The organism is Epilithonimonas sp., from assembly GCF_032054305.1.
Lineage (GTDB): Bacteria > Bacteroidota > Bacteroidia > Flavobacteriales > Weeksellaceae > Epilithonimonas.
Genome location: NZ_DAMBSX010000002.1, coordinates 234,048 through 257,320, shown reverse-complemented (window position 1 = coordinate 257,320; position 23,273 = coordinate 234,048). Strand labels below are relative to the sequence as shown.

General features: G+C 31.6%; 24 protein-coding genes and 1 tRNA gene. 5 read left to right on the top strand and 20 right to left on the bottom strand.

Translation table 11 applies throughout. The features are described 5' to 3' along the window. Window positions 1–18: 18 nt before the first annotated feature. From RTX21_RS05130 to RTX21_RS05040, 19 genes are all read right to left on the bottom strand, one after another. Entirely contained in the window at window positions 19–516 is a 498-nt protein-coding gene (locus RTX21_RS05130; RefSeq protein WP_312765776.1) for a hypothetical protein, read from the bottom strand. Further along, window positions 516–836, bottom strand: a complete 321-nt coding sequence (locus tag RTX21_RS05125) for a hypothetical protein (protein WP_312765775.1) — start codon at window positions 834–836, stop codon at window positions 516–518. The genes RTX21_RS05130 and RTX21_RS05125 overlap by 1 nt, the downstream gene beginning before the upstream one ends. Window positions 837–838: 2 nt before the next feature. Next, window positions 839–2,101: a hypothetical protein gene (locus tag RTX21_RS05120; RefSeq protein ID WP_312765774.1), complete on the bottom strand. Its 1,263-nt coding sequence runs from the start codon at window positions 2,099–2,101 to the stop codon at window positions 839–841. Between the two features lie 67 nt (window positions 2,102–2,168). Next, window positions 2,169–2,306, bottom strand: a complete 138-nt coding sequence (locus RTX21_RS05115; RefSeq protein WP_312765773.1) for a hypothetical protein — start codon at window positions 2,304–2,306, stop codon at window positions 2,169–2,171. A gap of 388 nt (window positions 2,307–2,694) precedes the next feature. After that, entirely contained in the window at window positions 2,695–3,537 is an 843-nt protein-coding gene (locus RTX21_RS05110) for a hypothetical protein (RefSeq protein WP_312765772.1), read from the bottom strand. Beyond that, window positions 3,521–5,488, bottom strand: coding sequence for an AAA family ATPase (locus RTX21_RS05105; protein ID WP_312765771.1), 1,968 nt, complete (start codon window positions 5,486–5,488; stop codon window positions 3,521–3,523). The genes RTX21_RS05110 and RTX21_RS05105 overlap by 17 nt, the downstream gene beginning before the upstream one ends. A gap of 284 nt (window positions 5,489–5,772) precedes the next feature. After that, complete coding sequence (locus RTX21_RS05100; protein WP_312765769.1) at window positions 5,773–6,945, bottom strand: hypothetical protein; 1,173 nt, start codon at window positions 6,943–6,945, stop codon at window positions 5,773–5,775. After that, window positions 6,942–7,208: a helix-turn-helix domain-containing protein gene (locus tag RTX21_RS05095; protein WP_312765767.1), complete on the bottom strand. Its 267-nt coding sequence runs from the start codon at window positions 7,206–7,208 to the stop codon at window positions 6,942–6,944. The genes RTX21_RS05100 and RTX21_RS05095 overlap by 4 nt, the downstream gene beginning before the upstream one ends. A 177-nt stretch (window positions 7,209–7,385) precedes the next feature. Beyond that, window positions 7,386–9,218: an AAA family ATPase gene (locus tag RTX21_RS05090; RefSeq protein WP_312765766.1), complete on the bottom strand. Its 1,833-nt coding sequence runs from the start codon at window positions 9,216–9,218 to the stop codon at window positions 7,386–7,388. A gap of 172 nt (window positions 9,219–9,390) precedes the next feature. Beyond that, window positions 9,391–9,867 carry a hypothetical protein gene (locus RTX21_RS05085; RefSeq protein ID WP_312765765.1) on the bottom strand — a complete coding sequence of 159 codons (477 nt, stop codon included), beginning with the start codon at window positions 9,865–9,867 and terminating at the stop codon, window positions 9,391–9,393. Then, complete coding sequence (locus RTX21_RS05080) at window positions 9,864–10,763, bottom strand: hypothetical protein (protein WP_312765764.1); 900 nt, start codon at window positions 10,761–10,763, stop codon at window positions 9,864–9,866. The genes RTX21_RS05085 and RTX21_RS05080 overlap by 4 nt, the downstream gene beginning before the upstream one ends. Window positions 10,764–11,075: 312 nt before the next feature. Continuing rightward, the gene (locus RTX21_RS05075) at window positions 11,076–12,233 is read right to left on the bottom strand and encodes a site-specific integrase (protein ID WP_312765763.1); all 1,158 of its coding nucleotides are present in this window, start codon (window positions 12,231–12,233) and stop codon (window positions 11,076–11,078) included. A gap of 366 nt (window positions 12,234–12,599) precedes the next feature. Continuing rightward, window positions 12,600–12,673: transfer RNA gene (locus RTX21_RS05070), tRNA-Ile, on the bottom strand. A 62-nt stretch (window positions 12,674–12,735) separates the two neighbouring features. After that, window positions 12,736–13,134, bottom strand: coding sequence for a methylmalonyl-CoA epimerase (mce, locus tag RTX21_RS05065; protein ID WP_312765761.1), 399 nt, complete (start codon window positions 13,132–13,134; stop codon window positions 12,736–12,738). A 251-nt stretch (window positions 13,135–13,385) separates the two neighbouring features. Beyond that, window positions 13,386–14,147, bottom strand: a complete 762-nt coding sequence (tpiA, locus tag RTX21_RS05060; protein ID WP_312765760.1) for a triose-phosphate isomerase — start codon at window positions 14,145–14,147, stop codon at window positions 13,386–13,388. 65 nt (window positions 14,148–14,212) lie between these two features. Next, a complete protein-coding gene (locus RTX21_RS05055) occupies window positions 14,213–16,336 on the bottom strand; it encodes a S9 family peptidase (RefSeq protein WP_312765759.1) in 2,124 nt (707 codons plus the stop codon). A 7-nt stretch (window positions 16,337–16,343) separates the two neighbouring features. Continuing rightward, window positions 16,344–16,694 carry a TerB family tellurite resistance protein gene (locus RTX21_RS05050; RefSeq protein ID WP_312765758.1) on the bottom strand — a complete coding sequence of 117 codons (351 nt, stop codon included), beginning with the start codon at window positions 16,692–16,694 and terminating at the stop codon, window positions 16,344–16,346. Window positions 16,695–16,702: 8 nt separating this feature from the next. Then, the gene (locus RTX21_RS05045) at window positions 16,703–17,779 is read right to left on the bottom strand and encodes a BT_3928 family protein (RefSeq protein WP_312765757.1); all 1,077 of its coding nucleotides are present in this window, start codon (window positions 17,777–17,779) and stop codon (window positions 16,703–16,705) included. Window positions 17,780–17,792: 13 nt separating this feature from the next. Next, window positions 17,793–18,329: a DUF1599 domain-containing protein gene (locus RTX21_RS05040; RefSeq protein ID WP_312765756.1), complete on the bottom strand. Its 537-nt coding sequence runs from the start codon at window positions 18,327–18,329 to the stop codon at window positions 17,793–17,795. Between the two features lie 188 nt (window positions 18,330–18,517). Here RTX21_RS05040 and folP point away from each other — a divergent pair, with 188 nt between their 5' ends. The 5 genes from folP (at window position 18,518) to rplI (ending at window position 22,599) form a co-directional block, all read left to right on the top strand. Beyond that, window positions 18,518–19,285, top strand: a complete 768-nt coding sequence (gene folP, locus RTX21_RS05035) for a dihydropteroate synthase (RefSeq protein WP_312765755.1) — start codon at window positions 18,518–18,520, stop codon at window positions 19,283–19,285. Between the two features lie 263 nt (window positions 19,286–19,548). Continuing rightward, the gene (locus RTX21_RS05030; RefSeq protein ID WP_312765753.1) at window positions 19,549–21,183 is read left to right on the top strand and encodes a GEVED domain-containing protein; all 1,635 of its coding nucleotides are present in this window, start codon (window positions 19,549–19,551) and stop codon (window positions 21,181–21,183) included. 125 nt (window positions 21,184–21,308) lie between these two features. Then, window positions 21,309–21,650: a 30S ribosomal protein S6 gene (rpsF, locus tag RTX21_RS05025; protein ID WP_027382073.1), complete on the top strand. Its 342-nt coding sequence runs from the start codon at window positions 21,309–21,311 to the stop codon at window positions 21,648–21,650. Between the two features lie 28 nt (window positions 21,651–21,678). Further along, the gene (gene rpsR / locus RTX21_RS05020) at window positions 21,679–21,981 is read left to right on the top strand and encodes a 30S ribosomal protein S18 (protein ID WP_027382072.1); all 303 of its coding nucleotides are present in this window, start codon (window positions 21,679–21,681) and stop codon (window positions 21,979–21,981) included. 108 nt (window positions 21,982–22,089) lie between these two features. Continuing rightward, entirely contained in the window at window positions 22,090–22,599 is a 510-nt protein-coding gene (gene rplI / locus RTX21_RS05015) for a 50S ribosomal protein L9 (RefSeq protein WP_312765752.1), read from the top strand. 74 nt (window positions 22,600–22,673) lie between these two features. Here rplI and RTX21_RS05010 read toward each other — a convergent pair whose 3' ends face one another. Further along, window positions 22,674–23,216: a thioredoxin family protein gene (locus RTX21_RS05010; protein ID WP_312765751.1), complete on the bottom strand. Its 543-nt coding sequence runs from the start codon at window positions 23,214–23,216 to the stop codon at window positions 22,674–22,676. Window positions 23,217–23,273 lie beyond the last annotated feature (57 nt).

The following is a 23,273-nucleotide window of genomic DNA, read 5'->3' as shown; positions in this document are numbered from 1 at the left end:
AGGGGAAATTTCTGATAATTAAAATAAATCTCCAAAGAGAATATTACGATTGAAATTAGGATTTAGTTTAGCATATAAATCAATAAAATCATTTATGTTATTCAAGTCAGGAAAATCACTATGAAATTTTTCAAAATCAAATTCCATATCTTTATTAAAATATTTCCGTACAATCTCTTCATCAGTTAATGCTGAAACATTACCTAAAGAAAATCCAATATTTATATGGGCTTGAGGTAAATGAATAGTTACACTTGATATTTCTAAGTTTCCAAACTTATACAGAGTAAAATTCTTTTTTCTTTCCTCCGCAAATCCTAAATTTATAAGATTTTCTTTTGTAGTATATATTGGTCTTATTAAATCAATAGTAGTCTCAATTTTTTTTGAACTAATAATTAATTTAAGTTCGGAGGTTTTATAATTTATTTCAAAAATTTGAGCAATATCAATATTTACTCCATTTGGTAAATTTCCTACATAACGAACAAAATCATCTTTCTTATACTCTCTCATTATTTAATATTCTCATTATTATTTTGCAAAGCATTCAGACAATAAGCCACTAATAGACAGATTCCATTTTTTTCAATTCCAAATTTTCTTTTAGAATCTACTAAACTATACATGTCATAAAAGTATTCTTCTAAGTCTATAATTTCATTCTTAGTATAAAGACTTAAATCGAGATCATCTCCAAATCTTTCCTTCAAAAAACTTAAAACTTTTTTATCATTAATCTTAGATTGGACTATTTCTAATTCTACAAATCCTCCGTTATCAATTATTGAGTTTAAGAGGAATCCAAGAAATGTATATTTTACTGGATATTTCATATTTATTTCTTTTCTATTAAAGCTTCATACAATTTTGAACGCCAATAATCAACGCTAACAACATCCTCTTGGTCAAAAAGTTTTTCGATACTTCCTAGTAATTCAAAAAGCTTAAACATATTATCAACTTTTATTTTGTTAAGCTCATTTAATACTTCTTGCTTATGAGGCTTAAATTCAGATTTCCTACCATCCTTTATTTTTTTTGCTATCAATTCTCGGATGGAATCAGGATTTTTTTTCTCAGTAATATCTTTTGCTTCTTTACTAATCTGGCTGATATATTTTTCAATTAGTACCGGCAATTTTTCAACCTTTTCTAAAACGGTTTCCACTTTCCCTTGATGCCTGTAGGTCAATAAGTCCGTTGGAAAAGATTCTTCATCAGATTTCATTCCTTTAGGTCTAACAGCAACCTCACTTTGCCTATCACCTTTTTTATAAACTAAAGTAAATACTCCATTAAAGGAAACCGCATTTCTTTTAATTTCATCATTTTCAAGAGTTAGTCCAAATCTTAAAGAAAGATTTTTATTAAGTTCAACTTCATTTTTTTTCCTGAAAGAAATATATAATTTTGAATCATTAATTATATAATTATCAACAAAAAATTCTTCTTTAGTTCTTGTAGTATATTTATTTATAGCCATCAGAGCCACAAAAATGGAAAAGTTAATTCCGAAATCTTTGTACCCATTCGCAGAAGTATATGCTCTAATAAAAAACTTACCATCCTCATTTCGATAAACTAATCTCAATTTAAGCGGATTAGTATTTGTAATATTTTTATCTTTTAGATAAGTATTTATTTTTTCAATCAGGTCTTCATATTCATTACCATTGCAATAATTAGCAAATTTGCTCAGAGAGAATATATCTAACAAGTCATTTTTTGCAGAATAAGCAGTCTCAGTTTTTAATAAGTCGGAGGATTTATTCTTATCTAAAATAAATTTATCGTTAATCCCTAAAATATCAAAAATTGCTTTTTCATTATCAAGCATTTTATCCAAATAAACATTTCTAACCTCGGTATCAATATCAATTTTTTCACATTGACTATCCAAATAATTTAACGCCGCAATTAAACTTTTTGAATTCCCAATCTTAATAGGTTCGGAAACTTTATTTTGAAGTGAATAAAGCTCAAACAAATCTTCTTTTAATTGGTCTTTCATCCATAATTCCGTAATTTGCCTCACGTTTACAAAACTTTCGGAATCGTAATCACTTCCAAAAGTTGCTTTTTGATTTTCTAAAATCATAGTTATTCGTTTTTAAATTAAACATAAAAAAATGCGTTTTTGTAAGGAACGCTAACCTTTAACAAACCTACTTTTTTCTTCTTTTCGGTTCGACTTGGGACAATGCACTCGCAGCAACAGCTTTCACTTTACTGGATGACTTAGGATTTCTCAAAAGCGCAGATGCTTTCGTCCCAATTTTAGAACTGGTAGTTTTTTTAGCCATATTCAAAAATTTAGGTCATACCTCTGGATTACGAACAGAGGATTTATCCGAGAAGAGAATCGTTAGGAGTTTGGAAAAAAAGAATTACTTTTGCACCTTCAAAAACCGAAGACCTCTCTTACTATGAGTCTTCATTTATAAAGAAGTCCCGTTCTGCAAAACGAGGACTTCTCTTTTTTTACCTTCAAATCTTTGCCAAACTGCTATAATAAATTTTTTCTATAAAAAGTATGACAAAAATCAATAATTAGGACAATTAATTATGACACAGTGACACAATGGCATTAAAAGTAAGTTATTTTGGTTATTTTTGGTAAGAGTTTGATATTACTAGCAAAAAAGAAATATTATATATGAATTCAATAAAAACATATCGCAAGTAAATTAGCTATTTAACAATAAATTTATTCCAAAATTCTTCATACTGGATGAGAGATAATCTCAAAACTGATTTCCAATAATTATATCCATAAGCTTCTTTGTTTTCATTCTCTTCATCTTCGATAAAATTTTTCAATGATTCAATATTAGAATTTATTTTATGATAAGTTTTCAGAGAATTGATAATTTCGGTTATAATTTCATTGGATTTCTCCCTCATTCTTTCTAAAAGATTCAATCTTTCATAATGGTTAGAAATAGTTTTAAAAATAGAAATTTCTATAATTTCAGGATTACATAAGGTAAAAGTTACCATAGGAATATCATTATTGAAATCAAAGTCTGCTTTTAGATATTTTTTATTAGGAAGTTCATCAAGATATAAATTTAAGAACAGACTTTCCTCTCCGTCAAAACATAATTTATTTTTTTTGCTATTACATTCAGTACAACAAGGAAATAAATTCAAAGCGTTTACAGAATATTCTGGAAAATCTTCCTTAGGAATAAAATGGTCTAAACTCGCTACAGAATTTAGGGTACAATATTGACAAGTAGCGTTAATAGTCACAATTTGCTTATCTAAAATCTTATTCTTTAGATTTCTAACTACTGCCGATTTATACTTATACAAGTCAATTAAGGCATCTTTCTCGACGCTATTAAATCCTAAAGAAGTTACTTCATAAATTTTCCTCGCATTAAATTTTTGAGCATATAAAGTAAATTGAGATTCGATTCTATTTTCTAATCCAATCAAAAGAGCTTTTTTGTCTAAATCTCGTTTTTTCCTAACAGCTTCTTTATAGACCTCAAAGCAATCTTCATTAAAGTTAATTAAGTTCTTCATCTCTATTTTTCACCAAACTTTTTATCAATATTTTCACATTCAAATTTAATGGAACTTGTCCTTGAATGAGGTTTTCGATTTCCTGATAGCTTTTTCCTTCTTCGACAAGTCTTTCAATGCTTTTAAAATAATATTTAGGTACATCTCTATTCCTAAATATTTCTCCGGTAATGGTAGATAAATTTTCTCCGAAGGTTTCAAATTCTAATTTTCTTATGCTCGGAATATTTTCTTCTTTTTCAAAAACATAAATATTATCAGAAAAAATTTCTCTTACAACCAAAGGAGAATGTGTTGCAATAATACAATAAGAGTCAAATTCTTCTAACAACTGCATTATTGCAGACATAAATTCGGTTATAGCATTTGGGTGAAGGTGGGTTTCAGGTTCATCAAAAATCAATAAAGAATTATATCTAATATTTGCTACAATTTCTGTGATAGTGTAAAATAAGGCCAATTGCCCTGAACTCATTTTATCAACCACTTCGGAAATTTTTTTAGTATCTATTTTAATACTAATGTCAAGATTAGTCCTAAAAAACTCTAAATTATTTACTCCATCAGGAATCTTAACGATAATCTTCAATAATTCTTCATCAATAAATTCTCTAATAATAAAAAAGTATTTATTCAGTACATTCTTTTCTGTAAGCCTTAACAATGAAGAAATTAACTTAGATTTTATTTCATTATGATTTAGAGGTCTTTTTTCTTTCACATCCACAAGACCACAGAACGTAAAATTAAAATCTAATTTATTATTAATTTTTTCATAAGAGTCAAAGTAGCTGAAAGACACGACTATTACCTTGCCATATAATGGGATACGAGGTTTTATTATTTCGGATTTTTTTTTAGATAAATTTTCAATCAAATCTTTTATTAATAGAGTTTTTCCAACTCCATTTTTTCCGATAATACTATATACTCTTTTAGGTATTGAGGCATTCACATTAAAATCGAAACTAAAATTTACATTTGATTCTGAATATAACGGAGTAAATAGATAGTCAAAAACAAACAAATTTGATATGTCTTCATAATTAAGTTTATAACGAATAGTTCTTAAAATTTTCTCAGATTCTTTTTCATTTCTACACAATGAGTCATTAAAACCTTTCTCATTTTCAAAATTTTCATAAATCAAAGGAAAATACGCAGCATCATTTAGAGCAGCAAGAACAGAATCAAATCTATTTCCAATTATTTTTTTCAAATCAAAATAATCCTCTTCATTTGAAAATAAGCTACAGTAATCATTTGTTAACTTATAAAACTCTTTATCAATAACATCAAAAGTAGTATATTCTCCACGTTTCAATATTCTGATTTTTCCAATATACCTAGGTTTTTTATCAATGTCATAGTAAGTGACTTCAAATCTGGTTTTAAAATTATAATCATCCCAAGAATCATATTGTAAAAGAAAACAAGGATACTTTTTTAAATCAGCAAATTGATTTCTATTAACAACATAAAAAACTATATCATTTTCAGGAATATCGGAGTTGTTAAATCGTAAGTCTATACTACCAATGTAAAGAATAGGATTACCATCTTGATTGTGAGCCTTAAGTATTTTATAGTTAAATCTTTCAATATAACTATCAATGATTGATGATAAAGTGATTTCATTATTACCTTTAATATTATTTAACAGAGTTTCAAGAAATTTTTTAAACAATTCATCATTTTCTAAAATTTTAAATCTATGAATGAATGTATAATCAAGATCCCAATCGTCATTATTAACTAAGTGTTGAATAGAATCTTCTAAAGCATTTTGGTATCTTTCATCTTCGGATGGTAACTCTTCTAATTTTATGAACTTCGATAAGAAATCTACTAAAGTAAAATAATCACTTAATCCAAACGGATTATCAAGCGAAATTATCTCATAATATATCCTCTCTTTTATTTCATCAGGTAATTTAAATTTGAATTCCATACACGGTTATTAATTAGCAAAAAATCAATCGCCTTTATTCGGGCGACAAAGAAGCTATAAATTTAGTAAAAAGCAAAATACAAGCATCTTTCACAGCTTAAAATAAATTCTTAATCAATTATCTGCGGTCTAATATTTTTTCTCTTGCTTTAGCGAATCCGACTTGTTCAACTACTTCTTTAGTTTACGCTGTAAATCGATATACCTCTTCTTACATATATTTAGTTACTTGTTTCTCCTTCTACATAGCTTACTATCCTCAAGAGGTATATATTACTACTATATTAAGAGACTCGAAGGGATTTCAGCTTGTTTTCTAAGGCATTTAGGAACTTTTTCTGATAAGAGTTGCCATATTTAGACAGGTCTCGGAACTCAGAATTTACTTGTAATATCTCGGTCTCAAACTTAGTCCTTACCTTTGAGTTTACCAACGGTACAACGAAATCTTTAAAATTTTGGTATCCTATCATTTTTAGTCCGTTGTAAATCATAAGGTTTTTGAATTTTTCAAGACCTTTACTCTTTAAGCCTGTCATCATTAATTCCGTTTCAATTTCTGGAGATAAAAAATCATAAAATTCTATATCTTCCGTAGTTTCAAAAAGTGCTATCAGGACTTCATTCCAATTATCTTTTAATTCCTTCAAAGTACCGATTCTATTTTCAAAAGCACTTTGATTAAAATGGCTCATACTTAATATTCTCAACTCATACCTCAGAAAAAATGCAACTCTGCTTAATTTTAATCGATTTTTTGACTTTATCCTTTCTCCAGACTTTTTAAATATTTCTCTGGTGTTTACAATCCGATTTAATTTATCGTAAATGCTCAGCTCAAAATTCTTTGCCTTAAAACAAATACCATAACTTCCATAAGTGTGCTTTTCTTCAACATTTTTTAATCTTCCGAAGCAGGACAACATTTTGTTTAAATTCATCGTGCCGACAAGTTTCTTTCCTTTTCGTATTCTGGTATCAAATTTTAAATTAGCCCCCAACTCTAATTGTGTTATAGTAGCGTTCCAAAATACATTTTTAGGGATGCTCAATTCATCAGCATACAAATCTATTATTTTTACAAAATCTTTAAATTTCAAATCATACATTGGCGACAAATGTTTCCCTTCAGAACCTCTCCCAAATTGGAGATGATTATAATTAATCCAATTCTTTCTAATATTTTGATTAAAGATAATCTTGCCTTTATTAGAGCCTATTGGCCTTATGAATAGTACATATAGATTTTGACGCTTTACATTATTGATATAGCCTTCTTCTTCATCTATAGATTGACTTCTTTCTATTTTGTTTTTCTTTACAAAAATCGAATTAAAGTGGTCGAACAAATAAACTTCGTTTCCGTTTCTGGAATTATAACTTTTTTTAAATTTCGTCTTTAGAATTTCATCTGATAATCTTACATCTTCGGCGTAACACTTAATTTTATCTATCATTGGTTAAGGTATTTTTCAAATTCTTTTCTGCTCACTATAATTTTTCCATTTCGTTTGGGTTGGGAAACTTTCATTCCCGCATCTCTATATCTATAAAAAGTCCTCTCACTAATTGGATAGATTTCGCAAACTTCTTTCACGGTTAGGTTGTCTTTAACATTACTTATTTCGGAAACGATTTTTTCCAGAGCCTTAATCCTTTTTTTTAATTGCTGATTACTTTTAATCACATAACTCACTAGTGCCTTGTTACTTTTTTTCATTGGTAATAAATTTAAATTATTTTCAACAATATAATGCTTGGAGGGTCAAAATTCAAGTTTTTACAGAATTAGAAAATTAGACAAAATCGCAAGTTATTAACAATCAACACTAAAATTATTGCAATAAAAAAGGTGATTAAAAAACCACCTTGTAATATCTTCCTCAGATGAAGAACATTATTTTTTCATGATAAAATCATAGACATCTTTTGTGAGCTTCTCAACAGACTTATTCTGTCTAAAAATATCCCAAGGTAAATCCTTTTCAGCAACAATTTCGCTTAGCCATCTTTTATTCGTTAGAGTCCCAAAAGTTCCATTAGATAATTTTTTATATTCCGACTCATTTAGAATCATTTTGCCTGAAATCTCTCCCACTTCTAACCTGACGTCATTCAAAAATTCGCCAATATATTTTTTCTTATAATCTTTCGATTGAAGTTTTCCAAGTGCTATTTCAATCCTATGGGAGATTTCTTGTTGGTATTCTGCACTAATATTTTTATTGCAAAATTCCTTTAATACAGCATTCCAGATATCAAACGGTAACAGGTTTTCTACCTCTCGATAGTCTCCAATTATATATGGGATGAAATTTGGAGATTTAGCATCTTTAAGTTTTTTTAACCTAATGCCTTTTTTTGACTTCAGAGAAGCATTATCACTATCTGCAAGTAGAAAAATTCTATTTGATAATGCCATTGCCCTAATGTCAGAAATTATTTCATTTTGAACTTCATCTACAATATTATCACCAAAAAAATAATGGTCTAAATTAGTCCCAGCATACTCAAAAAATGCAAAATCAATATCTTCCTTCGGAAATCTTAGTCCAAGACTCTCACAGTAAGATTTAAGAAAAGTTCTTATATATATTCTATCGGAAACACCTTCGACCCATATGCTACAATTTGCCATAAATACAGATGAGTTATTTACTCCGATATTCTTTAAAATCTCATTGTCCCCAGAGTTTACATTCTTGATAATTAGTTTTTTGTCTCCATCAGATTCAGCTTTAGAGTAGAAAGAATAAATTGAAACATTATCCTTCTCAAGAGTTAAATCAAGGAAATGATTAGAGTGGGTTGATATGAAATATGTAAGATTTTTCTTTAGTAAATCAGGATTAGAATTTATTTGTTCCAAAAAAAGGCGTTGCATACCTGGGTGAAGATTTATTTCAGGTTCATCAATGAAAATAAATGAATTTTCTTCCGCTAAGAATATTTTATAGACTAATATTATCAAAGCTTGAATGCCATCTCCCAATTCGTGTAAAAATCTATCTTCTTCCCCTTCTATGTGAATTCTAATTCTTCCCTCTGCAAAATCCGCTACAATATCAATTGCCTTACCAAAAAAATTTCTACCAACAAATTTTTCTAACGCCTCAAATCTTTTTCTCACATCTCTTTTAGAATTTCGTGCATCCAAGATTTCATTATAAAGATTATTACCAGTAAAAATCTCGACTTTTTTAGAAAGATTATAATTCTGATTTAGCGTAAATAAAAAGATATCATCTTCAATCTTCTTAAATTTTTCATTTGCCCTATTATAATTATCTGCTTGGGTTTTTAAGTACAACGAATGTGCTGTTCTTAGAGTAGGAATAAAATACATTTTAGGATGATCAATTGAGTAGGTCAATTTTACATCTTGTGTATTTAATCTTCTTCTAATATTATGATCGGAGGATGTATTATTAATAAAAACAGTCTCAATGTAAGAACTTCTAGGTAATTTTTGGAGATAATCTTGCTTATAAATATTTTCATTAACATCGTCTATTACTTCACTTACAAGCTTGTAGTCAATTTCATTAATAAAATGTAGGTTTTCCAAATCCATAACCTTCCTCATAAATTTGCTCTTCCCACTATTATTAGAGCCAATCAAAATATTTATTTTGTTTACAAAAGGAAGATATTCTAATTTTTTTATCTCATTGTTTTCTTCAAGACAATAATCAGTAAATTGTATTAATAGTGTTTTATCACTTTTCATGGATTAATTTCTTTGAAGCTAATTTACTTATAATATTTAATTTTTTCAGATTTCATAAAACCTTCGACAGTTCTAAAAGTTATTTTATCAATGCGGTCGATACTTTCAAGAATCATTTTTTTACTTCCTTTACAAGCTGGACTAGATAAATCAATTTCTTTTTCGTCTTCATTTAAGATTTTTCAACCCTATCTAATTTTGGAGCATTGACATTTTTGTAATATGCGCGATATTGTATTTGCCTAGCACATTTAGGTTCTTCTAAGAAAAAATTCTCTTTTTTTATGGCACCTATAAGAATTCCATCTTTATTAAAATAAAAATCTTGGGAACTAAGCCAGTCTCCTATTCCTCCCCACATATTATTAGACTTGCTTATATAAACAATTTTATTCCCCTTTCTAATGATTCTATAAAACATATTCCACTCCCCATCGACAATATAGTTCTTGAGTTGATCATCGGTCGTACAAAGTTTCAGTTTACTATCACTTAATTTTACATAATTCAAAATTTCCGAGGGATTATTTTTATAAATTTCCTTTACAAAGAATTTCGCATCCTCCAATTCTTTTTCGTAGGAATTTTGCGCAGAAAAATTTGGAAATAATAAAAGAGCAAACAGTAAGAATATATTTTTAATCATCATATCTTTATGGAATCTTCGTCATACTTACTTTTCAATTTACTCTCATAAGAATTTACACTGCTTTGTGGCAAAGTAAGAATCTCAGATTTTCTTTTAACGTTTATGCTACGATTTTCATCAAAAGTTGATTCATTATGCTTTTTCCAATAATCTGGATCATAATCTAAACTTTCAATGTCACCATAATTTTCATTTTCTTTCGGAGCGTTTTTCCTACCATTTTTCTTCAAGTCACTTTTCTCCATAAAGGAATTCATGTTCAAATTACCAGCGGTAAAACTTATAATACTTTTCCCGAATAATCCATACGCTACAAGAAGTTGTTTCTGAGAAAAATCATCTTTAATTTGTAAACGCCTAACAATTCCAAAATTGGAATCCTCAAAAGAAACACTATCATAACCAATCCTTCTAAAAGCATTGAATATGAAAGCTTCGGCTTTTTCTTCGGGAATTTCTTCTCCAACAAATATATTTTTGAAGATAGTTAGAAACTGAGGTTGAGTTTCTAAGAATTTATTTATTATATCGTTCTCTATCTTAGCTTTAGTTGGTTTCATATATGCCGTAAGACCAATGATAGCAATGATTACAACGTAGAAGTAATTAAAAAGATAAGTTTCCTTAGATTTTGATATAGAAGTCAAGTAAGGATTGTTTACATAGCCTTTGGATGTAGTTGCCTTTTCTACCTCTGCATTCTCTTTAATTTCTTGAACTGCGGTAGAATTTCCAAACACCATTGCTATGTCACGTAGAATTTCTAAAGCAAGGTCATTATTATTGTCGTCTCCAAAAGGTTTCTTCCGTCTTTCGTATTCTTCATTAAACATTACTTTTTCATCGGAATTCAAGACGTCATATTTTTTCCGAACTAACAGAGAAAAGTTTTCCATAATTATTATTTCGTTGGTTTAGTTTTTAAATTATCAATATTACTATTCCAATTTTAATACTTCTTACGGAAAACCGTAGACACAAAAAAAGCTTGGAACGTTGGTCTTTACTCGTAATCGAGGGAGTCGAAGCCCTGTGGTACAAAGTAAAGCAACGCCCAAGCCTAAACTTGAGCATTTGCTAAACCTTTCCCGTACCACTTGAAATTTCGACTTTTCGATTACAGGAGTCAGTTTGCTAAATGCAATATTTTTATTTTAGTCTATCGATGTTCTATTTGTATAATTTTATCATTAGTTAGTTGTACAAAATTAAGATTTATTTCCGTAATTAAATTCCTTCATAGCACTTTGAAGAATATTCAAATTAGAATTTGTATAAATCATCGTATTAGCAATACTCTTATGCCCCAACAATTTACTTATTACAGGTATTGAAACCTTACTAAATGCAAGATTAGAACCAAAGGTATGCCTTCCAACGTGACAAGTTATTCTCTTCGGAATTTCAGCAATTTCAGCGATTTTCTTTAAGTTTCGATTTAACACTTGGTTTGTAATCTCAGGAAATATTTTTTCGTCGCTTTTTTTATTAACTATGTAACGGCAAAGCAATCCTTTTGTTTGAGAATTAATAGGTAAGGTTATTTCACTACCAGTTTTAATCATTTCAATTTTCAAGAATCCATTTTTGAAGTCGACATCGCCAACCTTAATATTATTACAATCACTATATCTGAGACCTGTGTAACAGAAAAATAAAAACATATCTCTACTGGCAGAATATTTTTTCTTTTCGTCAGCAGTGAACTTTAAATCTTTAATCTTGAGAACTTCAAACTCCTCAAGAAAAACTTCGCATTGCTTCACAGCTTTAAATTTGAATAATACATAAGGCGACTTTTCTATTTTATCAAGTTTTATAGCTTCATTGATTACGGCTTTCAAACATTTATGATGATTGAAAAGACCTCCGTCACCCATCATATTTTTTGTTCTTAGAAAAGCATCAAACTTTGTAATGAAATTATAGTTTAAATCTGAAACAAAGATTTGCTTTTTAAATTCTTTCAAACGGTCTCTTAGCAATGAATATTTATATTTTGTATCTTCTTTTAATCGTTTAGAAGCAATAATATCGTCATAAACCTCAAAGAAATCATTATCATCCTTTCCTTTCAAGTAGCTATCAATTAAGTCAAAGGTTACTGGAATCCCTCCGCTTTCTTTCAGAGAACAATATGTAACCAAATCAGATTTAGCCTTGTCTAATTTATTATTCAATAGTCCAAATCCTTTACCAATGGCTTTAGAGTTTTTTGAATCCCAAAACTTAGGATTAATTCTTTCTTTTAAATCTATTTTCTTTTGCTTGGAATTAATAATAACTCTCAAGATTAGCGGACACTCTCCACTTTGGAGAATCTTGTCAGTTCGCAATGCTACCTTAATCGAATAGGCGTTTTTCATAATAAAAATTTTAATGTTACTAATCAGGGTTTTTGACAATATAATGTCAAACCTATTTTTTAGGTAGAAAAAAGAGACGAAGTTAGAAATTAATTTTCAATTATAAAAATTAAATCATTGAATATCAGCAATTTATGTGATATTTTATTTTTGAACCTAATTTTTACAACCTCGTAATTTATGCCTCAATTATGGATATAGTAGGTTTACAGCAAAACTATCCCAATGACACGGGGGAAGCAATCGGGGAAACTTTTTGGTAGAACGATGACGATAAAAGTCTTCAAAATTTAGTAAGAAAACGAAAAAAACTCCCATAAACAGGGAGTTTTTGAATTTACGAAAAATTTCCATTCTTCGATTTAGTGGTCCCACCTGGGCTCGAACCAGGGACCACCTGATTATGAGTCAGGTGCTCTAACCAACTGAGCTATAGGACCTCAAAATTTGGTTAAATTTTGTGTGTGCAAAAATAACAAAATTTCTTTATCTACCAAACCTTTTATGGTTTTTCTTGACACAATTCTACCAATACTCCATTAGTAGATTTGGGATGAAGGAAGACAACTAATTTATTATCAGCGCCTTCTTTAGGTTCTTCGGAGATGAAAATAAATCCTTCTTTTTTTAATCGTTCGATTTCGGTTTGGATATTTTCTACGCCAAATGCAATATGATGGATGCCCTCTCCTTTTTTATCCAAAAATTTAGCAATCGGACTTTCGGGTTTTGAGGCTTCTAAAAGTTCTATTTTGCTCTCTCCTACTTCATAAAATGAGGTTTTTACACCTTCTCTTTCTACAGATTCCTGTTTGTAATTTCGTTTTCCCAAAAGTCGGGCAAATAGATCATCTGAATCTGATAAAGATTTTACTGCAATGCCGAGATGTTCGATTTTCATTTTTATAATCTTAGAATTAAAATTTTAGAAAAGGAAAAAATTCAAGTTTTGACAAAATTTGTATGGATGATAAAATCCATAGCCCCGATTGCAACGGCATCCTTTGTTTTTTAGATTACTCACTCCGTTCGGAATGACAGAACGCCTGAAAAACAAAAAAGATATAGTGGAAAGCGGGATCAGCTCCTGAAAAAAATGTCAGAATCTACTATATTAGATAACAAATTCTGACAAATTATTTTTTGGATTGATCAAGAATTAAAACCTTCGATAATCTTTGAGAAATCTTCGATTTTAAGTGCGGCGCCTCCAATCAAACCGCCGTCAACATCAGGTTGAGAGAATATTTCTTTAGCGTTTTCTGGCTTTACACTTCCTCCGTAAAGGATAGAAACTTCATCTGCTACTTCTTTTCCATATTTGTCAGCAATAAGACTTCTGATGTAAGCGTGAACTTCCTGAGCCTGTTCTGCAGTTGCGGTTTCACCGGTTCCGATGGCCCAAACTGGTTCGTAAGCAATTACCACTTTTTTGATTTCCTCAGCAGATAAAGTGAAAAGAGCAGTTTCGGTTTGGTTTTTTACCACTTCGAAATGTCTGCCTGATTTTCTTTCTTCTAATTTTTCTCCGTTGCAATAGATTGGCGTCAAACCTTTGTCCAAAAGTGCTTTTACTTTTCTGTTGGCATGGCTGTCTGTTTCTCCGTGAAAAGTTCTTCTCTCGGAATGTGAAACCAAACTTCCGTCTGCATCAACAGAAGCTAACATATCTACAGAGATTTCGCCTGTGTATGCGCCACTGACGTATTCTGAAACGTCTTGAGAAAAAACGCCTACTTCTCCATTTTTAAAAACTTCTTTAGCTGCTGTAAGATATAAGGCTGGTGGGGCAATGTAAACTTCACAGTTGGTGGAGTTATTTTTTTTGTATTCTAAAAGCTGGGCCATCAATTCCTGAGCTTCAGCATAAGTTTTGTTCATTTTCCAGTTTCCTGCAACAATGTTCTTTCTCATAGTTCTATAATTATATTTTTAATTTTTTTTTATTTAAAATTTAAGCTTAAATCCTGTGTGAATCATCATTTACTGATCCCCTCCAATTTAAACATGAAAGCATACTCAAGTGCAATATCTTTCAGATAGTCGAATCTGCCGGAAGCACCACCATGACCGTAATCCATATCTGTTTTTAAGAATAGAACATTTTTGTCCGTCTTCAAATCTCTCAATTTTGCCACCCATTTTGCAGGTTCAAAATACTGTACCTGAGAATCATGTAATCCTGTCGTTACCAATAGATTCGGGTAGTTTTTTTTCTCAATGTTTTCATAAGGAGAGTAAGATTTCATATAATCGTATGCTTCTTTGTTGTTTGGATTTCCCCATTCATCATATTCATTTGTTGTCAAAGGAATACTTTCGTCAAGCATCGTGTTTATAACATCTACGAATGGAACCTGGGCAATTGCACCATTCCAGAGTTCCGGTTTCATATTCACAACGGCACCCATTAACATTCCACCTGCACTTCCTCCCTGAGCATACAAATGTTTTGGAGAAGTATATTTTTCTTTAACTAAAAACTCCCCAGTGTCGATGAAATCGTTAAATGTATTTTTCTTTTTCATCATTTTTCCGTCTTCATACCATTGCCTTCCCATCTCCTGACCACCTCGAATATGCGCAATAGCAAAGGCAAAACCGCGGTCTAAAAGACTAAGTCTTACACTACTGAAATATGCATCCATCGAACCTCCATAAGATCCGTAAGCATAAAGTAGAAGCGGACTGTTCCCGTCTTTTTTATATCCTTTTTTATAAACAATGGAAATCGGGATTTTCGTGCCGTCTTTTGCTGTGGCGAAGAGTCTTTCAGTTTCATAGTTGGTTTTATTGTAACCACCTAAAACCTCTTGTTGCTTTAGTAAAGTTCTTTTACCTGTTTGTAAATTCTGCTCATATTGCGAACTCGGGGTAATCATAGAAGTATATCCGAACCTGAAATTATCGGTATTATATTCAGGATTTTCCGATGAATAAACGGTGTAAGTTGGCTCGTCAAATTTTAGGGATTCTCTCTTATTTGTCTTTCTATCCAAAATCACCAATTGTGAAAGTCCGTTTTGTCTTTCGCTGAAAACCAGAAAATTTTTAAACTCACTGATTCCTTCTATCAGAACGTCTTTTCTGTGCGGAATAAAATCTTTCCAGTTTTCAACACCAGTTTTGTCCAAAGGGGTTTCCATAACTTTGAAATTCAGCGCGTCTTTGTTGGTTGTAATTAAAAATTTGTCTTCTAGAGGAGTTACATCATACAAAACGTCTTTCATCCTAGGTTGGAAAACTTTGAATGTTCCTTTCGGTTCATCAGCATTTAAAAATCGTATCTCAGAAGATGTTGTTGCTCCGGAATAGATCATGATAAACTTTTCGTTCTTAGATTTTCCGACACCGATGTAATTGCTTTTATCTTTCTCCTCATAGACCAAAACATCTTTTGATGGCTCGGTTCCTAAAGAGTGTCTAAAGATTTTCTCAGTTAAAAGCGTTTCAGGATTTTTCCCTGTGTAGAAAATAGTGTTGTTGTCGTTTGCCCAAATAGCGGAACCTGTTGTATTCTTAATTCCTAAATCGATTGTTTTCCCCGTTCTAAGGTCTTTTAAAAACAATTTATACTGCCTTCTTGAAACATCATCGACTCCGTAAATCATTTTAGAATTATCCGGACTGATGCTGAATCCTGATGCCGAATAATAGGCATGACCATCTGCAAGCTGATCTACATCCAGAAGAACTTCTTCAGGAGCATTTAAACTACCTTTTTTTCTGCAATATTTAAAATACTGTTTTCCTGTTTCAGTTCGGGTATAATAATAATAGCCTTTTTTGAAAACAGGCACGGACTCATCTTTTTCTTTAATCCTGGATTTCATTTCCTGAAAAAGTTTCTCTCTGAAAGGTTCGGTATCTTTCATCATCCCTTCCCAGTAGGAATTTTCAGATTTAAGATAATCCACAACTTTTGTAGAATCTTTTCCTTTTTTGAAATAGTCAATCATCCAATAATAGGGGTCATTCACCTTATCTCCATGTATATCACGGATATGATCATGTTTTTCAGCAATAGGTGGATTAATTGAAGGCCAATCTTGAGCATGAATGCTATAGGAAAAGATTAAACATCCAAAAAGGAGCTTGTTCATGATCACACTAATTTAAGTTCCAAAGTTTTTTAAGTAGAATGTAGAATGTGTGTTCTTCATCGCTCACTTCATTATCAGCTTTGATAAGGGATTTTGCAAATTGGATAAAGTCTTTTCTTTCCTTCTCGGTAGAATCTTCTTCGAAACATTTGGCGTGGAATTCGAAGTGCTCTTGCCATTGGTCAGAAGTCAACTGCGCAATAATTTCTAATTCTTCGTCCAGATTGAGACGGAACGGAAATTCTTCCGCCATATATTCCTGAACTTTGATGCCTTCTTCCGCTTTGAAGATTCCGTCAACCGCAGAAAGAATCATTAATAGATGATATCCGGCGATTGGTTTATTTGATTTTCTCATTATATAATTTAATCTTTATTTAAATAATCTTTTGCTCCCAATTTTTCAACCACTTTACCTTTTTCCAAAACCAATATAAAAGGATTACTTCTTGCTATGGTTTTGATAGCAATTTCATCCATTAGATAATTAGGGATCTGTTTATAGAAATTGGGTTGTGTACTGATTCCGTAAACTTTCGCTTTCTCTGTCAAAGCTTTGGTTTCAGTTTTTTTAACTAATTCTAAATCTGCCTCTTTTGGTTTATAGGTAAAAACTAAAACAACTCTTGGCTCTTTCAAGATTTCATCTGTGATAGGGTTTCCGTTAACATCTTCAACCTTGAATTTCGAAATTTCTGATTCATAGCCTTTTTTTGAGATTTCAGAGGTAGTTTTCCCCTCTTCGATTTGCCAGCTTGTATCTTTCCAATATTCCTTATTGATGTATTCGTCTTGATCCACTTTTTTCACTTCGCCAGTTTTGGAATTTTTAAGTGAATAGAACGTTTTATATTCCGAAGGATTTTTATTGATTTTCTCTTTCTCGGCTGCTAGGTCAGTTCCAATAGAATAAGCTCTGAAATCTATCATCGGCTCGTGAGCAATTCCTCTATACATCACGAAAATCATTACTAAAACAAAAACGCCTAATAATGGCAATTTTCCAAATCTTACTTTTTCGTCTTCTTCTCTTTTTCTGTAAAGAAATGCTAATATGATTAATAAAACCAAAAGCGTAATATCTTTCCAGAATGATTGCCAAGGTGTGAATTTCAGTGCGTCTCCGAAACATCCACAATCTGTAACAACATTATAATAAGCTGAATAAAATGTCAGAAAGCCAAAGAAAACGCAAAGTGTAATCAATGCGTAAAGTGTTTGTTTAAGCTTGATTTTCATCAATAACATAAAACCTAAAACCAATTCTAAAACCACTACAATAATTGAAAACGCCAAAGCATATTTTTCTAAAAATGGAAGATTGAAAACAATCGGTGAGAAATATTCTTCCAATTTGAAAGAGAATCCTTTTAAATCAACGGCTTTTACGAAGCCTGAAGCGATGAATATTAGTGAAACAATGTAGCGTAAAACTGCTTTCATAATTTTTCCGGTATTAACTTTTAATTTTAATCAAACAAAATACAGCATAATTCAGCATATCAAAATAATTGGCATCCAAACCTTCCGAAACCAAAGTTTTCCCTTGATTATCTTCTATTTGCTTGGTTCTCAAAACTTTTTGATAAATCAGATCTGTAATCGAAGAAATTCTCATATCCCTCCAAGCTTCGCCATAATCGTGATTTTTGCGTTCCATCAATTCTTTTGCTTTTTGAGCGTAAGAATCGTAAAGATTGATGATTTCCTCTGGATCAGCATTCAGTTCATCAGAAAAACCTTTCTCCAACTGAATCAATCCGATGATGGAATAATTGATAATCGCAATGAATTCGTCTTCTTCGCTCTCATCCACCATTTTTACATCCGTCATTTGTAACGTTCTGATTCTGCTTACTTTGATGTAGATCTGGTCCGTGATAGAACTTGGACGAAGAACACGCCAAGCTGTTCCATAATCTTTCATTTTCTTCTGAAAAAGGTCTCTGCAAGCCTTGATAACGTCGTCAAACTGAGCGGATGTATTGTGCATAAATCTGTCTAATTGGTCAAAGATACAAATTTAGTTGAAAGTTAAAAGTTGATGGTTGTCAGTTTTTGTTTGGCTCAAAAATAACCATAGTCGAGACTAAATAAATCATAACTAAATTATATTTTTGTTCAATGCAGATTTTTACAACTAATTCGAAGTTTTTCTCAATCAATTGTAACGGTAGGTTGATGGATTTATCAAAGCCAAAATTAATGGGAATCTTGAATCTGACACCAGATTCTTTTTCTGATGGCGGGAAATTTAACAGCGAAAAATCGGCTTTACAACAAGCTGAAAATTTATTGAAAAACGGTGCGACAATTATTGACATTGGTGCACAATCAACTCGTCCAAATGCAGAATTTCTGAAAGCTGATGAAGAGATCAGAAGAATTGGAAATGTAATTTCATCAATCAAAAAAGAATTTCCGCAAAGTTTGATTTCGTTGGACACATTTTATTCTGATGTCGTCCAATTTGGTTATGATGAAGGAATTGACATCGTGAATGATATTTCTGCAGGACAATTTGATTCTGAGCTTTTGGATACAGTTTCAAGAATAGGATTACCTTATATATTGATGCATATTAATCCAACTTATGATTCGATGCACAATAAAATTAAATTTGATGATATTATCCTTTCTATCAATAGATTTTTCTCGGAAAAAGTGAATCTTTTAAGACAAAAAGGAATCAAAGATGTTATTCTCGACCCTGGATTTGGATTCGGAAAAACCGTTGAAGACCAATACAAAATGATTGAAGATTTCGAATATATTGGATTTGGAAAATTACCGATTCTTGCTGGAATTTCAAAAAAATCATTTATCTACAAACCGCTCGGAAAACAACCGAACGAAGTTGAAAAAGAAACATTGGATTTACATCATAAGTTATTAAAAAAAGGAGCGAATGTCATTCGACTTCATAATCCGGAAACTTTAGTTATTTAATTATTATCTAGATTTCATTGTTTTAAAATGATTTAGCCCTAAAAATATAATTTAATTTTTAAGTAAAATTTTCGCAAAAATTCTAAAATACACAATCAATAAAGAAAATTTTATAAAAACTCAGCATTAATAAGTAATTATTTAAACAAAATACAATTCAATAAAAATATAAAATAAGTATATATTTAATAATTTTATTGTAAATAATTTGGCTATTTCAAAATAATTTAACTAAATTTGAGAGAATTAAAAAAATTAATTTTATGAAAAAAATTCTATTTTCTTTACTGGCCTTGGCCGGTTTGTCAACGACAAATACTGTAAATGCACAGTATGTCGTATTTCAAGACAGTTTTGAAAGCTATACCGACTTTGCAATTTCAAATGTTGGCAGTTGGACTTTACTTGATGTAGATAACAGTCCTTCTGGTGGATTTAACGGCATAACATTTCCCAATGGAAATGGTACCAACAAAGCCTTTCAGGTATTTAACTCTACCACTACCACCCCTGTTTTAACTCCTACTTCTACTTCCAACTGGACTGCAAGAACAGGTCAGAAAACCATGGCATCTTTTTATCTTACCAGTGGTGCTTCCAACAATGATTGGCTTATTTCCCCAAAAATCCAGCTAGCTGCAGATGGAGGAGCATTAAGCTTTTGGGCAAAAAGCTGTGATACAACTTATGGTGCAGAAAAATACAGAGTTTACATCTCTACGACAGGAACGGCTGTTTCGGATTTCACTCCTTTATCAGCTGTACAGACTACACCATCGGATATTACCTGGCATGAATTCACAACTAGTTTGAGCGCTTATGCCGGACAACAAGTATATATAGCCATCCAATGTTCCTCTACGGATCAGTTTGGCTTTGCAGTCGATGATTTCAAGGTTACCACCTCCATCGCTCCTACAACTGCACCAGCCTGTTCTGCTTTAACTTCGCCTGCCAATGCAGCTGTCGATGTACCATTTACAGCCACTACTTTATCTTGGGCTCTTTCTTCCGGCGCAGATTCATACGATGTTTATCTGGACACCAATCCAAATCCAACAACTTTGGTCGGCAACGTCACGGGCACAAGCTACACATCTGCAACTAGCTTAGCTTTAAGTACAACTTATTATTGGAAAGTTATACCTAAAAATACTATTGGCGCAGCTACAGGATGTACAGTTTACTCTTTCACTACAGCAGCAGCTACTTATTGTACCGCTGGGGCAACTTCTACAAGTTTTGAAAAAATCAGTAATGTAACATTTGCTAACATCAACAACAATTCAACCTCTACTGCAGGTTATGAAAATTTCACATCAATCGTTGGTAATGTAACGGCAGGATCGACTTATACATTTACAGCTACATTTACAGGAACTTCTTATCCAGAAGACCAGGTTTTGGTCTGGATAGACTTGAACAATGACAAGGATTTTGACGATGCGGGTGAACAAGTTTTAGTTACCCCAACCAAAGCATCTCCTTGGACAGGATCTATAACCATTCCTGCTACTGCGAGCATAGGCACAACCCGTATGAGAGTTAGGTTAGATGACTCAAGTTCTGCAACCTCTAATACTTCACCTTGTGGAACCAGCACTTATGGACAGGTTGAAGATTATACACTAAATATTGGAACGCTTGCTGTTTCTGAGGTCGGTAAATCAACAATCAAAGCTTATCCAAATCCTGTTAAAGACATCTTCACTATTGAGGCTCAAGGAAGTATACAATCAGTGAAAGTATTTGACATTGCCGGAAAACAACTATTAACCAAAGAATTGAACGAGACTAAATCCCAAATTGATTTTAGCAAATTCAATGCTGGTGTATATGTTGTAACAACTACAATGGCAGATGGAACTACTTCATCAACTAAAGTAATTAAGAAATAACCACTAACCTTAATAAATTTAAATCCCGTCAATATTTGACGGGATTTTTTTATTAGGTATATTTGTAGTTCAAAAAAAAGTTGTACTTTTGCAACTCGAATTTTTAATTAAAATTAATTAACATTATGAACAATTACGAAACTGTTTTCATTTTAACTCCCGTTCTATCTGATGCTCAGGTGGAGGAAGCAGTGAAAAAATTTGAAGACCTATTGACTTCAAACAATTGCGAAATCGTTGCCAAAGAAAATTGGGGACTTAAGAAATTGGCTTATCCTATCCAATTGAAAAAGAATGGTTTTTATACCCTTATCGAATTCAAAGGAGAAGGAACTGTGGTTGCAGACCTAGAAACTGCCTTCAAACGTGATGAGAGAGTTATCCGTTACCTAACGACTAAACTTGACAAGCACGCTGTAGATTATGCAGTAACAAGAAGAAGCAAATTAAAATCTGCGAAAGCTTAATTCATTAACCCTTAAAAAATTTAAAATAATGGCAATAGACGATATGGCAAAACAAGCCTCTGCCGGGGGCGAATCAGAAGTAAAATTTCTTACTCCACTTGATATCAATACAAAATCTGAAAAGAAATATTGTAGATTCAAAAAGTTTGGGATTAAGCACGTAGATTACAAAGATGCTGACTTCCTTTTACAATTCGTAAACGAACAAGGTAAAATCTTACCAAGAAGATACACTGGAACTTCTCTTAAATACCAAAGAAAAGTATCTGCAGCTATCAAAAGAGCAAGACATCTTGCTTTGATGCCTTACGTAGCTGACTTATTGAAATAAAAAAAATAATAAAAGAAGTAGGTTCGCCTGCTTCTTTTGTTGCTGAATAAATTAATTAATTCTAACTTGATTTTAGAAATACCTAAAATCTAAAAAAGGACAACAACAATGGAAATTATCCTAAAAAAAGATGTAGAAAACTTAGGACTTGAGTTTGATACAGTAAACGTAAAGCCAGGTTATGCAAGAAACTTCTTGATTCCCCAAGGTTTTGCATTATTAGCAACTCCAAAAAACAAAGCTGCTCTAGAAGCTACTTTGGAATCTAGAAAAGAAGAAGAAGCTAAATTGGTTGCTGCTGCTAATGCAGTTGTAGAACAATTGAAAAAAACTACAATTACTATTCCTGCAAAAGTGGGTGCCGGTGACAAGTTATTCGGTTCTATCAACAATGCTGATCTTGCTGCTGCTTTGGCAAAAGCTGGTGTTAGCGTTGACAAAAAGTATATCAGAATTCCTGGTAACACGATCAAGAGAACTGGTAAATTCTCTGCAGTTGTAAGACTTCACAGAAATGTTGAGTACAACTACGAGTTTGATATCGTTTCTGACGCTCCAGTAGAAGCTCCAAAACCAGCTCCTACAAAACCAGTAGAAACTCCTGCTGAAGAAGCTTAATTGAAATAAGATTCAAAATAAAAAAAAAACCACTTCATTTTGAAGTGGTTTTTTTTTTATTATAATGTTATAGTTTAAGATTTCTTTGGTTTCCAGGAATTAAAAAATTCTTTTACCTTTTCAAGACTATAACCACTTCCCTCTTCCAGTACTGCGCTGTCTTGCGTATGAATCTGTTTGCCATTTTCATCTAGAATTATAAATACGGGATAACCAAATTTTTCTCCAGGATTACCATAATCAGCAAAAATCTTTTCATTTTTATTTTCCGGAGACCAATTCAAATGATAATAGATGTAATTGTCATTGACAATTTGTTTCAGTTCAGGTGTTTGTTGTACAAAATTATTAAACCTCAAACACCAGATACACCAGTTTCCACCGGCTTGTATAACAACATTTTTATGCTCTTTTTTAGCAAGTTTTACAGCGTTTTGAATATCTAAGGCCGCATTGGCTTCAGGATGATAAGGTTTTGGTAGTTTAGCCTTTTCTTCGGCGGCTGCTTTTTTCTTAGCTTCGATTTGTTCTTTGGTAAGCTCAGATGTTTGAGCATTTGCGAGAGATAATAAAAGTATGCCTCCAACAAATAACAATTTCTTAACAGATTTTCTCATTATTATCGATGATTGATTTTAATTAAAGGCCAAAGTTAATTAAAAATTCAGCCATTT